At 64.6% G+C, this 12,202-nt stretch carries 12 protein-coding genes; 9 read left to right on the top strand and 3 right to left on the bottom strand.

Annotated elements, in window-relative coordinates:
- Positions 1-32 precede the first annotated feature (32 nt).
- Both ACP7BL_RS05900 and ACP7BL_RS05895 read right to left on the bottom strand, forming a co-directional pair.
- The gene (locus ACP7BL_RS05900) at positions 33-671 is read right to left on the bottom strand and encodes a Bax inhibitor-1/YccA family protein (RefSeq protein WP_126847167.1); all 639 of its coding nucleotides are present in this window, start codon (positions 669-671) and stop codon (positions 33-35) included.
- Positions 672-753: 82 nt separating this feature from the next.
- Complete coding sequence (locus tag ACP7BL_RS05895) at positions 754-933, bottom strand: YdcH family protein (protein WP_341203058.1); 180 nt, start codon at positions 931-933, stop codon at positions 754-756.
- Positions 934-1,174: 241 nt separating this feature from the next.
- Between ACP7BL_RS05895 and ACP7BL_RS05890 the strand changes: the two genes are divergently transcribed.
- From ACP7BL_RS05890 to ACP7BL_RS05855, 8 genes are all read left to right on the top strand, one after another.
- Positions 1,175-2,314, top strand: coding sequence for a glycosyltransferase (locus tag ACP7BL_RS05890; protein ID WP_426257847.1), 1,140 nt, complete (start codon positions 1,175-1,177; stop codon positions 2,312-2,314).
- A 68-nt stretch (positions 2,315-2,382) separates the two neighbouring features.
- Entirely contained in the window at positions 2,383-3,786 is a 1,404-nt protein-coding gene (locus ACP7BL_RS05885; RefSeq protein ID WP_426257846.1) for an NAD(P)H-dependent flavin oxidoreductase, read from the top strand.
- A gap of 70 nt (positions 3,787-3,856) precedes the next feature.
- On the top strand, positions 3,857-4,813 hold the full coding sequence (locus ACP7BL_RS05880; RefSeq protein ID WP_426257845.1) for a polysaccharide deacetylase: 957 nt from the start codon (positions 3,857-3,859) through the stop codon (positions 4,811-4,813).
- A complete protein-coding gene (locus ACP7BL_RS05875) occupies positions 4,810-5,724 on the top strand; it encodes a GNAT family N-acetyltransferase (RefSeq protein WP_426257844.1) in 915 nt (304 codons plus the stop codon). Before ACP7BL_RS05880 ends, ACP7BL_RS05875 begins: the two co-directional genes overlap by 4 nt.
- Positions 5,725-5,894: 170 nt before the next feature.
- Positions 5,895-6,479, top strand: a complete 585-nt coding sequence (locus ACP7BL_RS05870) for a hypothetical protein (protein WP_426257843.1) — start codon at positions 5,895-5,897, stop codon at positions 6,477-6,479.
- Positions 6,480-6,629: 150 nt separating this feature from the next.
- A complete protein-coding gene (recO, locus tag ACP7BL_RS05865; RefSeq protein ID WP_426257842.1) occupies positions 6,630-7,256 on the top strand; it encodes a DNA repair protein RecO in 627 nt (208 codons plus the stop codon).
- Positions 7,257-7,303: 47 nt separating this feature from the next.
- The gene (gene leuB / locus ACP7BL_RS05860; RefSeq protein ID WP_426257841.1) at positions 7,304-8,356 is read left to right on the top strand and encodes a 3-isopropylmalate dehydrogenase; all 1,053 of its coding nucleotides are present in this window, start codon (positions 7,304-7,306) and stop codon (positions 8,354-8,356) included.
- On the top strand, positions 8,353-9,453 hold the full coding sequence (locus ACP7BL_RS05855) for a glycosyltransferase (protein WP_426257840.1): 1,101 nt from the start codon (positions 8,353-8,355) through the stop codon (positions 9,451-9,453). Before leuB ends, ACP7BL_RS05855 begins: the two co-directional genes overlap by 4 nt.
- Before the next feature lie 135 nt (positions 9,454-9,588).
- On the opposite strand, the gene ACP7BL_RS05850 is transcribed toward ACP7BL_RS05855, so the two are convergent.
- A complete protein-coding gene (locus ACP7BL_RS05850; RefSeq protein WP_426257839.1) occupies positions 9,589-10,884 on the bottom strand; it encodes a phospholipid carrier-dependent glycosyltransferase in 1,296 nt (431 codons plus the stop codon).
- A 107-nt stretch (positions 10,885-10,991) separates the two neighbouring features.
- On the opposite strand from ACP7BL_RS05850, the gene ACP7BL_RS05845 reads away from it, so the two are divergent.
- Positions 10,992-12,197: a trans-sulfuration enzyme family protein gene (locus ACP7BL_RS05845; protein WP_426257838.1), complete on the top strand. Its 1,206-nt coding sequence runs from the start codon at positions 10,992-10,994 to the stop codon at positions 12,195-12,197.
- Positions 12,198-12,202: the final 5 nt, after the last annotated feature.

The following is a 12,202-nucleotide window of genomic DNA, read 5'->3' as shown; positions in this document are numbered from 1 at the left end:
CCTCCCGCGTGGTAGCGGGAGGGGGTAAGGCCTTATTCCTCGCGCTGGCCCATCAGGCCCAGCAGCAGCTGGAACAGGTTGATGACGTTGAGGTACAGCGACAGCGCGCCCATGATCGCGAGTTTTTCGGCAGCTTGGGTGCCGGCGTACGCGAAATATTCGCTCTTCAGGCGCTGCGTGTCCCAGGCGGTGAGTCCGGTGAACACGACGACACCGGCGACCGAGACGACGGTCTGCAGCACCGACGAGCCGATGAACAGATTGACCAGGCTCGCGCCGATCACGCCGATCAGGCCGACCATCAGGAAGGTCGACATCTTGGTCAAGTCGCGCCCGGTGGTGTAGCCCCACAGGCTCATGCCAGCGAACAGCGCGGCGGCGGTGAAGAACGCCTGCGCGATGCTGGTGCCGGTGAACACCAGGAAGATGCTCGCCATCGACACGCCCATTACCGCTGCGAAGGCGAAGAAGGCGGTGCGGGCACCCGACGTCGTCATCCGGTCGATGCGGAACGAGAAGAACATCACGAAGGCGAGCGGCGCGAACATCGCCACCCATTTGAGCGGGGTGCCGAAGATCAGCGCCACCAGCGCGGGCGTCGAGGCAACGCCCAGCGCGACCAGCCCGGTCAGCGCCAGGCCGATCCCCATGTTGCGATAAATGCCGAGCATGTAGCTGCGAAGCCCCTCGTCGCGCGCGGCGACGGTATTGGGGATGGTGCGATAGACATTGGGTTGCACGGGTGTGGGTCCTTTATGCGGTAGCGGTGACGCGCCGGGTCAGCGCGCGGTGAAGATGGTCCTTGATCGCGAGGCGGCGCTTCTTCAGCGCGGCGATGTGCAGGGGATCGGGGGCCAAACGCGCGCGCTCGCGCGCCACGGCGGAGTCGATTGCGCGGTGGAGGGCGGTCAGGCGGTCGATCATTTTGGTCATGGCAGCAGCCTCTTCTTCGATGGTGAAATCGATCGGGCTGTTTCGGGGCGGGGACGGTGTCATGGGCCGTCCAGCACCGAGCGAGCTCGATGCGGTCCGACATCACGAGGGCTTGTTCAGCCCTCGCCAGAGGGGCCCGGTCCGCATCCCGACAATATGGAGCGTTGCGCGCGCTTTCAAGAGGCGGGCGAGATGACTGGGGAGATGACGTGGCATTCATTTGCCGCTAACGCCCGGCCAAATGGCGCGCCCGGTCAACATTCTGCATCTGCACTCCACCTTCTCGCTGGGCGGAAAGGAGGCGCGCGCGGTGCGCCTGATGAACGCCTTTGGCGACCGTGCGCGGCACACGATCGTGTCGAGCATGGACGGCCAGTACGGCGCGCGCGATGCGATCGCCAAGGGCATCGATTACGAGATCGCGCAGAACCCGCCGCCGCTGACCGGCGGCCCTTCGGTAAAGCGCTACGAAGCGATCGCGGCCTATATGCGCCGCTTCGATTTGGTGCTGACCTATAATTGGGGCGCGATCGACGGGGCGATGGCGCGGCGCGTGTCGTCCGCCGGGGTGCCGCCGCTGGTGCATCATGAGGACGGTTTCAACGCCGATGAAGCCGATGGGCTGAAGCCGACGCGCAACCTCTATCGCCGCTTCGCGCTGACCAAGGCGGCGGCGTTGGTGGTGCCTTCCGAGACGCTGGAAGACATTGCGCTGAAAACGTGGAAACAGCCGCGCGAGCGCGTCCACCGGATCGCCAATGGCATCGACACCGCGCTCTATGCGCAAAAGCCCAAGCCCAATGCGATTCCCGGCTTCAAGCGCAAGCCGGGCGAAATCGTGATCGGCACGCTTGCCGGACTGCGCGAGGTGAAGGACCTGCCGATGCTGGTCCGGGCGGTGGGCGGCATGTCGGCGCGCGTGCGGCTGGTGATCGTGGGCGAGGGGCCCGAGCGGCAGGCGATCCTCGACACCGCCGAGCGGATGGGGATGCTCGACCAGTTGGTGATGCCCGGCTTCCTGCCGCGCCCGCACGAATATATCGGGCTGTTCGATATTCTGGCGCTATCGTCCAAATCCGAGCAATTCCCGATCTGCGTGATCGAGGGGATGGCGGCGGGCTTGCCGATCGTGTCCACACCGGTCGGCGATGTGCTGCGGATGGTCGTACCCGAAAACAGCAGCTTCATCGAAAAGCGCGGGCATGAGGTCTTGATCCGCGATGCGCTGGAGGCGCTGGCCAAATCGGACCCGGAAGGGCGGCGCTGGCTCGGCGAACTCAACCGGCGCAAGGCGGTGGCCGAGTATGACGAGGCCACCATGATCGCCCGCTATGCCGGGCTCTACGGCGCGGTGATCGGGCGGCCGGAGGCCTTCGTCTAATTGACGATTTGCCCGTCGGTGCATCCAAAGCGTATATCATACGTAAGTTTAAGTCGGAGGCTGTCACGTTGTTCAAAGGTTTGAAGCCCATCGTCTATGGCGGCCGCGAGGTCTGGCCCCTGGTCGAGGGTGGCAAAGGCGTCGCCGCGACCAATCACGCGAGCGCGGGGGCATGGGCCGCGGCGGGCGGCATCGGCACGGTTTCGGCCGTCAATGCCGACAGTTACGATCCCGACGGCAAGATCATCCCACAAGTCTATAGGGCGCTCACCCGCCGCGAACGGCATGAGGAACTGATCGACTATGCGATCGAGGGGGCGGTGCAGCAGGTGCGCCGCGCGTTCGACATTGCCGGTGGTAAGGGCGCGATCAACATCAACGTGCTGTGGGAAATGGGCGGAGCGCAGCGCATCCTGCACGGTGTGCTGGAACGCACGCGCGGACTTGTCTCCGGAGTCACGTGCGGCGCGGGCATGCCCTACAAGTTGAGCGAGATCGCGGCGTCCTATGAAGTCAGCTATCTGCCGATCGTCAGCTCGGGCCGCGCCTTCCGCGCGCTGTGGAAGCGCGCATATTCGAAGGCGGCGGAATGGCTGTCGGCGGTGGTGTATGAGGATCCGTGGCTGGCGGGCGGCCATAACGGCCTGTCCAATGCCGAGGACCCGCTCGTCCCGCAGGACCCGTATCCACGCGTGAAGGCGCTGCGCGAGACGATGCGCGAGGGCGGCATTGCCGACAGCGTGCCGATCGTTATGGCAGGCGGCGTCTGGTATCTCCGCGACTGGTCCGACTGGATCGACAATCCCGAACTGGGCACGATCGCTTTCCAGTTCGGCACGCGCCCGCTGCTGACGCAGGAAAGCCCGATTCCCGATGCGTGGAAGGCACGCCTCACCAATATCGAGGAAGGCGAGGTGCTGCTGCACCGCTTCTCGCCCACCGGTTTCTATTCGAGCGCGGTGCTCAACCCGTTCCTGCGGCATCTGCAGGCGCGTTCCGAACGGCAGATCGCCTTTTCGACGCAAAGTGCCGGGGACCATGTGTTCCAGCTCGACGTGGGGGTGAAGGGCAAGAACTTCTGGGTGACGCGCAACGACCTGCTGCGCGCGCGGCAGTGGTTCGGCGATGGCTTTACCGACGCGCTGAAAACGCCCGACAACACGCTCGTCTTCGTCACGCCACAGGACAAGGGCGTGATTCGCAAGGACCAGGCCGATTGCATGGGTTGCCTCAGCCAGTGCGCTTTCTCATCCTGGTCCGACACCGAGACCAATTCGACCGGCCGCCTGGCCGACCCGCGCAGCTTCTGTATCCAGAAGACGCTGCAGGACATCGCGCATGGTGGCGATGTCGAACAGAATCTGATGTTCGCTGGGCACGGTGCTTATCAGTTCAAGCGCGATCCGTTTTATTCCAACGGGTTTGTGCCGACGGTGAAACAATTGGTTGACCGCATTTTGACCGGAGACTGATGTCTTAGCGCTGTCGCAATGTTTGTTGGGTTGGTGAAATCTTCATCCCGTCGCATTAGGTGCCGACGGGATGACTTCTCCCGTTTTCCTGACCGTCGATACGGAATTGATGTGGCGCCATCACAGCGATGGCCTGGCCGGGGCGGAGATTTTCGCGCGTTCGCTGGAACCGGCGGGCGTCGGGGTGTCGTATCAGCTTGAGGTGCTCGCGCGGCATGGGCTGAAGGCATGCTTCTTCGTCGATCCGATGCCGGCGTTGACCTTTGGCCTCGCGCCCGTCCGGGCGATTGTGGAAACGATTTTGGCGGCCGGGCAGGAGGTGCAACTCCATTTGCATCCGAACTGGACCGCCGCTGTGGCAGGCGACAAGGGCGTAAGCGCCGCGCGATTCGAACTCATCGAATATAGCCTGGCCGAACAGCGCGCGCTGATTCGCGGGGCGACCGAGTTGCTTGTCGCGACCGGCGCGCCGCATCCGATCGCGTTTCGCGCGGGATCGTATAGCGCCAATGCGGATACGCTTTGCGCCCTTGCCGAGCTCGGCTTCGTCTATGACGCCAGCCACAATGGCGGCGAGCATCCTTGGCCGAGCGCGATCGACCTCCCCGCCGCGCAGATCGCACCGCTGCGCCATCGCGGTGTGATCGAGGTGCCGGTGACGCTGATCGAGGAGAAAGCGGGTGCTCTGCGCAACTTCCAGATCTGCGCGCTGTCGGCGGGCGAAATGCGCGCAGCCCTCGACCATGCGCTCGACCGGCACCATGCGGCGGTGACGATCGTCAGCCACGGCTTCGAGCTCGCCAACCGCGCGGGCACGCGGCCCAATGCGGTGCATGTCCGCCGCTTCGAAGCGTTGTGCGCGTTGCTCGCCGAACGCGCGACCGAACTGCCGACGATGCATTTCGCGGATCGCCCAGAGTTGCGGCTTGGGCAATATGACGTTCCGCTCGGCCCCGATCCACTGCGCACGCGCTGGCGTCAGGCCGAGCAATTATGGTCCAACATGGTCGCGGAACGGGCCGCATGAGGATGGCGGAGCCGCTGCCCCTGCGGTTCCAGATCGGCGCGCGGACGCTGGCTGCGGTGGAGCGGTACTTGGTGCGCGTGCCGCTGTCGCTGGGGCAGGTGCTGGACGGGGAAGCGCCCCGCTTGCCGCCGCTCGATGCGCGAGCGCACGGTTATCTCGTCACCTCCGTGCCTGCTGTGCAGCGCGCCGCGATGCTGGCGGCAGCACCCGGCATGATCGCGCAGGTGCGGCAACGCTATACGCGGCATTATACCGATCTTGGCCTCGGGTTCGACGCGTATCAGGCCGCGCTGTCGGGCAACACGCGCTCGGGCCTCAAGCGCAAGACGCGGCGGGTGATGGAGGTGTCGGGCGGGCTGCTCGACGTGCGGCGGTTCCGCACGCCCGAGGAGATGCAGCGCTTCCACGACATTGCGCGCGGCATTTCGCGGCGCACCTATCAGGAGCGTTTGCTGGGCGGCGGTCTGCCCGACGATGCGGCGTTTCTGCAAAGCCTTGATGCGCTGGCAGCGGCGGATTCGGTGCGCGCGTGGCTGCTCTATATCGCCGGGGAGCCTGCCGCCTATCTCTATTGCCCGGTCGTGGCGGGCACAGTGCGCTATGACCATGTCGGGCACGATCCGGCGTTCAACGATCTGTCGCCGGGCGGGGTGTTGATGCTGGAGGCGATGCGCGACCTTTATGCCGAGCCGGGCCTCACGCAGTTCGATTTCACCGAGGGCGACGGCCAGCACAAGCGCAGCTTCGCCACGCATGGGGTCGCCTGTCTCGACTTGCTGCTGCTGCGCCCCTCGCTCGCCAATCGCGCGACGATGGTGGCGCTCGATGTGTTCGACCGCAGCGCGGCGTGGGGCAAGCGCGCGGTCGCGCGGCTGGGGCTGGAGGCGCTGGCGAAGCGGGTGCGGCGGTAGGGGGTGGGCTTCACCTGCGGCGCTCCACTCCTCAATAGCCGTCAAGAACAATCATTGTTATTGTGATCGAGCGCAACATCTCCACATGAACAATTGCAGGGTTATAGCAGATTTCGGATGAATGATGTGATGACGTGGATTCCCGCTTCATTGGCGATAGGGAGAGTAAATTGAATCTGTCGATCAGTAGCAAAGAACGGAGAAAATTATTCGATAATTTGCGTAAATTATCGTTCAATGATGCGTCCGCTGACACGGCTCCCAATGAGCTATTTCCGTATGGTCTTATCAGTCGTCAGCCGCGCGATCGACAATACGATCGAGAGACCGCGCTCATAGCTGCCACCGGAGTTGAGCAAGGGCTCGAGTGTGCCATTGCGGCGCATCTCTGCAGGCGCGAAGACGCTAGCAAGCTGCTGTTTGCGGACGAAGGGGTCCTAAGGGATTTCAATGCGAAAATAAAAATGGCGTATATTATTGGCGTCGTGGGAAAGAAAACGGCTGCCGACATACAGGCGATCCGTGGTGTGCGAAACGCTTTCGCGCACGCGAGGGCAGTAATCTACTTTGAAACACCAGAAGTTAAGGCGGTATGCAACTTAATAACCTTACCCCAGCGTGAACCGATGACTATGGGTGGAATTGAGTTTAACGACGCTCGCGAAAGATTCATCCAATCATGTTTTCGGCTACATTTGCATCTTTTGTGCTACCAACCGGACAGAGAGGCGCATAATCCTTCGCTATTGGATTAGCCTCCACAACTCTCATATTCCCTCTCTCTAGTGGTCGGCCATTGAGCGAAAGTTGCTTAAGAGCTAACCACCCGATCTAAGCAAAATCACCAATCCCTTATCGCCCACGCCAAGGCTGGCGAAAACTCGCCCCCGCGCTACACCGCCGCCATGCATCTGCGTGTCGAAGCCCTGATCCTCGCCATCCGCCATCATGGCGAGCATGGCGCGATCGTGCGGGCGCTGACGGTCGAGCATGGGTTGCAGGCGGGCTATGTGCGCGGCGGGCGGTCCAGTCGTATTCGGCCGATCCTGCAACCCGCCAATCGCGTGATCGGCGAATGGCGCGCGCGCACCGATGACCAGCTTGCGAGCCTGAGCGTGGAACTCGTCACCAGCCGCGCGCCGCTTTATGCCGAGCCGCTGCCCGCCGCCGCGCTCGATTGGGTGACGACGCTGACCGCCGCCGCTTTGCCTGAGGCGCAGCCCTATCCGCGGCTCTATGCGGCGCTCGACGGGACCATCATGGCGGTCGAATCCGCGCCCGCCGCGCGGGGATGGGCGCTGGCGCTGGCACGCTATGAACTGCTGCTGCTGGCGGAGCTTGGCTATGGGCTGGAGCGCGACACGCTGCCGCGCGCACTCACCACCGGCGTCGCGCCCGATTGGGAGGACATTCTCGCCGCGCTCGCGCTTACCGGCGACGCGCTGGAGCGGCAGATCCTGGTGGATCGGAGGGCGGCGACGCTCGATGCGCGGGCGCGGCTGGTCGATCGGTTGAAAAGGGCGGTTGCGTGAGGCGCTTCGCCTCGGCATTGGCCTGCGCAGCATAAGGGAGCACGCCTGTGGCACTGATCGCACTTCTCGCCGGAGACGGCATTGGCCCCGAAGTCACGCATGAGGCGCGCCGCGTGCTCGAAGCGCTCGACCTTGGCCATGCGTTTGAGAGCGCGCCGATCGGTGGTGCGGCGTATCGCCAGACCAGCCACCCGCTGCCGCCCGAAACGCTCGCGCTGGCCAAACGCGCCGATGCGATCCTGTTCGGCGCGGTCGGCGATCCCGAGATGGACGGGCTGGAGCGCGCGCTTCGGCCCGAACAGGCGATCCTGGGCCTGCGCAAGGCGCTCGGCCTGTTCGCCAATTTGCGCCCGGCCAAGATGTTTCCGGGGCTGGAGGACGCCTCTGCACTCCGCCCGGAAGTGGCGCGTGCGATCGATCTGGTGATTGTGCGCGAGCTGACCGGCGACGTCTATTTCGGCGATAAGGGCCGCAGCATCACGCATACCGGCCTGCGCGAAGGCCATGACCTGATGCGCTATGACGAGGTCGAGGTCGCCCGCATCGTCCGCGTCGGTTTCGAGATGGCGCAGCGCCGCAAGCGCATCCTCACTTCGGTCGACAAGGCCAATGTGCTGGAAACTTCGCAACTGTGGCGCGAAGTCGTCAATGAGATCGCGCTCGATTATCCCGATGTGAAGCTGACGCACATGTATGTCGACAATGCCGCGATGCAGCTGGTGCGCAACCCCGGCGCGTTCGACGTGATCGTGACGGGCAATCTGTTCGGCGACATCCTGTCCGACCAGGCGAGCATGTGCGTCGGCTCGATCGGGATGCTGCCCTCGGCCTCGCTCAATGAGTGGCAGGGGACGTGCGGGCTGTATGAGCCGATCCACGGCTCGGCACCCGACATTGCGGGGCAGGGCAAGGCCAATCCGTGCGCGGCGATCCTGTCGGCGGCGATGCTGCTGCGGCACTCGCTGGCGGATGAAGCCTCGGCGCAGCGGATCGAGGCGGCGGTGATCGCGGCGATCGCGGACGGTGCGCGCACGCCCGATCTGGGCGGAACGCATTCGACGGCGGCGATGGGCGACGCGGTACTGGCTGCGCTCAAATGAGCGAAGCGCTGGAACTCGCAGTGGTCATCCCGACCTTCAACGAACTGCGCAATGTTCCAGTGTTGATCGCCAAGCTCGACGCGGCGCTGGCCGGTCGACGCTGGGAAGCGATTTTCGTCGATGACGACAGCCCCGATGGCACCGCGCAGGCGGCGCGCGATCTTGCCCTGCGCGATGCGCGGGTACGCGTGATCCAGCGGATCGGGCGGCGCGGCCTGTCCTCGGCGTGCATCGAGGGGATTTGCGCGACTGCGGCACCGGCGGTCGCGGTGATCGATGGCGATTTGCAGCATGACGAGACGCTGCTGCCGCAGATGCTCGATGCCTTGCAGGCGGATGGCGCGCTCGATCTGGTCATCGGATCGCGCTTCGTCGCGGGCGGGGGTACGGGCGATTGGGATCAGGATCGCGTGGCCAAATCGGCGCTGGCGACGCGGCTGTCCCGCTATGTGCTGAAGGCCGACCTTAGCGATCCGATGAGCGGTTTCTTCATGATCCGCACCGCTGTGGCGCGCGCGCTGGTGCCGGGCCTGTCGGCGATCGGCTTCAAGATCCTGCTCGACATCATGACCGCGAGCCCGCGTCCGCTGAAATTCCTCGAATTGCCTTATACTTTCCGCCTGCGCAGCGAGGGGGAGAGCAAGCTCGACCATGTCGTGGCGATGGAGTTTCTGATCGCTTTGTACGATCGGCTGTTCGGGCGGATCGTGCCGGTGCGGTTCGTGATGTTTTCAGGGATTGGAGCGCTGGGCGCGCTGGTCCACCTGACGGTGTTATGGGCGCTGTTCCGCGCGGAGGGGCTGAACTTCCTGGCCGCGACGATCGTCGCGACGGGCGTTGCGATGACCTTCAACTTCTTCCTCAACAATGCGCTGACCTATCGCGAGCGGCGGCTGAAGGGCGTGCGGCAATTGTTCGATGGCTGGGTGTCGTTCTGCCTCGTCTGCGCGGTTGGCGCGGCGGCCAATGTCGGGGTCGCGGCGTTCCTGTTCAGCGTGCAGCACGGAGCGTGGGCGGCCCCCGCGCTGGCGGGAATCGTGGTGGCGGCGGTGTGGAATTATGCGCTGTCGTCGCGCTTCGTGTGGGGGCGGTATTAAAGTCGTTTTCGCCCAAGCACGATCATCCATGGTCCGTTCGGGCTGAGCTCGTCGAAGCCCCGCCGCACAAGCAACGGTGCCCCTGCGGAGGCGGCCCTTCGACAGGCTCAGGGCGAACGGGGAAAGGGACAGCCTCTAAACCCAGCTCGGAAACCACGTCCAGAAATGGAAGGCGTTGGGCCCCCATAACGGCATTGCCGATAACACCGGATAGAAGAGCGCGAACAGCGCGACGACCAGCAGCAGGAAGCGCGCATCCCAGCGCTTGCCGCGCGCGAAATGATCGAGTGACACCGCCAGCGCGACGCACAGGAAGATGCTCGGCAGATAGTAATAATAGAAGAAGCCAAGCGATTTCGGGATGATCGCCCAGATCACATAGCTGCCCAGCCATAGCCCCGTCGCCGCCAGTAGCGCGGGCGCGCGTGTCCGCCACCAGCCGTACAGGCACGCCGCGACCGCAACCAGCCCGCCCCACAGCACCGCCGGATTGCCGACCAGCAGCACCCCGCGCTGCGCGCTATCCACGCGTTCGTACAGATACCAGATCGGCCGCACCATCACTGGCCACGTCCACCAGGCCGATTGATAGGGGTGGTGCGGCAGGACTTGCGTTTGCTGGCCGTACATTTGCATTTGAAAGGGCAGCAGCTTGGCGACCGTCATCGGCTGCACCGTGTAGAAAAAGGCAGGGGCGAAGGTCGCGAAATAGGTCGCGATGCTGACCGTCCCCAGCACCAGAATCGCCGGGATCGCCGCCATGCCCGGCCAATGTCGGTGTACTCCCCCGATTGGGCGGGCGTTGAGCGCGGCATAGACCGAGCGCCCCTTACGCCGCGCATCGTTCAGCCGCACCGCGATAAAGGCAATCGCGGCATAAGCGACGAAGGGCGCGGCGATCCATTTCGCGGCGACTGCGAGACCCAGCAGCACGCTTCCCAGCACCCAGCGCGACCAGGCCGACCCGCTCGACTCGGCGCGCATCGCCCACAGCAAGGCGGCGATGCCCAGCACGGTGAACGCGGCCATATAGCCATCGAGCATCGCGATCCGCGCCTGGATGAACACCGTGCCGTTGAACAAGGCGAACAACGCCCCGAACAGCGCCGGGCGTACTCGCCCCAGCATCAGCCATACGATCGCGAATATGCCGAGCACCGTGGCCGTACCCGCCAACGTCGAGAAGAAGCGCCAGCCGAGGCTATTATCGCCGAGCAGCAGGATCCCGCCCGCGATGATCTCCTTGGCGAACAGGGGGTGTTCGATATTGACCGGCCCGCTCAGCGCGATCAGGTGCCGTGCGGCGGGGACGTAATGCACCTCGTCGAACATAACTTTGGTCGGCACGGTCAGGCGAAAACAGAACAGCGCTTGCGACAGGACCGCCAGCAACGCGGCGGCACGATAGGGACTGGGTTGGGTGGCGTTCACGCGCGCCTCTATCCGTCTTCGCTACGGGGCTTTCAAGGGAGCGTGGATCGCCCTCACGCGAATCGCCCCATTGACGCGCGCCCCCCGCGCCCGGCAAAGCGTGCCCCATGAAACGTCGCACCGGCCAGGACCAAAGCATCACGCGCCAGTGGCGCCCCGCAACGCAAGCCGTGCGTGGCGGCACCGCGCGGAGCGAATGGGGGGAAACCTCCGAGGCGCTGTTCCTCACCTCGGGCTATGCCTATGATTGCGCGGCCGATGCGGCGGCGCGCTTTGCCGGTGATCAGATCGGCATGACCTATTCGCGGCTGCAGAACCCGACGGTCGAGATGCTCGAAGCGCGCATCGCCTTGCTCGAAGGGGCCGAGGCGTGCCGCACGATGGCGACGGGCATGGCGGCGATGACCGCGGTGCTGCTGTGCCAGCTCCAGACCGGCGACCATGTCGTGGCCGGGCGCGCGGCGTTCGGATCGTGCCGCTGGCTGGTCGACACGCTGCTGCCCAAATTCGGCATCGAGACGACTGTGGTCGATGCGCGCGATCCGCAGGCATTTGAAGATGCGGCCAAGGCCAACACCAAGGTGTTCTTCTTCGAAACCCCCGCCAACCCGACGATGGACATTGCCGATTTGAGCGCGATTTGTGGCATCGCGCGCGCGCGCGGCATCACCAGCGTGGTCGACAATGCCTTCGCCACGCCCGCGCTGCAGCGGCCGATGGAGTTTGGGGCAGACGTCACCGCGTACAGCGCGACCAAGATGATGGACGGGCAGGGGCGCGTGCTGGCGGGCGCGGTGTGCGGCACCGAGGATTTCATCACCAACACGCTGCTGCCCTTCACGCGCAACACCGGGCCGACGCTCAGTGCGTTCAACGCCTGGGTGGTGTTGAAGGGGCTGGAGACGCTCGACCTGCGCATCCGCCGCCAATCGGAAAATGCGCTGAAGGTCGGTCGCTTCCTGGAGCCGCGCGTGCCGCGCATCCTGCATCCGGGCTTGCCGAGCCACCCGCAGCACAATCTCGCCATGCGCCAGATGGACGCGTGCGGTCCGATCTTCGCGTTCGAGGTCGAAGGGCGCGCGCAGGCGCACGGCCTGCTCGACGCGCTGCAACTGGTGGATATTTCCAACAATATCGGCGATTCGCGCTCGCTGATGACGCACCCGTCTTCCACCACGCATTCCGGCGTCGCCGAAGACAAGCGCCTGGAAATGGGGGTGACCGAGGGGATGTTGCGGCTGAACGTCGGTCTCGAAGACGCTGACGACGTGATCGAGGATCTCGATCGCGCGCTGACGGCAGTCGGCCTATGACGGGG

The sequence above is a fragment of the Sphingomonas sp. DC1600-2 genome (assembly GCF_049897605.1).
Lineage (GTDB): Bacteria > Pseudomonadota > Alphaproteobacteria > Sphingomonadales > Sphingomonadaceae > Sphingomonas.
The sequence above is the reverse complement of the archived record's forward strand: the minus strand, read 5'-3'. Positions and strand labels throughout refer to the sequence as shown.

Bases quoted from the DNA above. Each gene is read 5' to 3' on its own strand.
- recO (WP_426257842.1), top strand. From the start codon at position 6,630: ATGCATCTGCGTGTCGAAGCCCTGATCCTCGCCATCCGCCATCATGGC.
- ACP7BL_RS05900 (WP_126847167.1), bottom strand. From the start codon at position 671: ATGCTCGGCATTTATCGCAACATGGGGATCGGCCTGGCGCTGACCGGG.
- ACP7BL_RS05895 (WP_341203058.1), bottom strand. From the start codon at position 933: ATGACCAAAATGATCGACCGCCTGACCGCCCTCCACCGCGCAATCGAC.
- ACP7BL_RS05855 (WP_426257840.1), top strand. From the start codon at position 8,353: ATGAGCGAAGCGCTGGAACTCGCAGTGGTCATCCCGACCTTCAACGAA.
- ACP7BL_RS05845 (WP_426257838.1), top strand. From the start codon at position 10,992: ATGAAACGTCGCACCGGCCAGGACCAAAGCATCACGCGCCAGTGGCGC.
- ACP7BL_RS05880 (WP_426257845.1), top strand. From the start codon at position 3,857: ATGACTTCTCCCGTTTTCCTGACCGTCGATACGGAATTGATGTGGCGC.
- ACP7BL_RS05875 (WP_426257844.1), top strand. From the start codon at position 4,810: ATGAGGATGGCGGAGCCGCTGCCCCTGCGGTTCCAGATCGGCGCGCGG.
- ACP7BL_RS05890 (WP_426257847.1), top strand. From the start codon at position 1,175: ATGGCGCGCCCGGTCAACATTCTGCATCTGCACTCCACCTTCTCGCTG.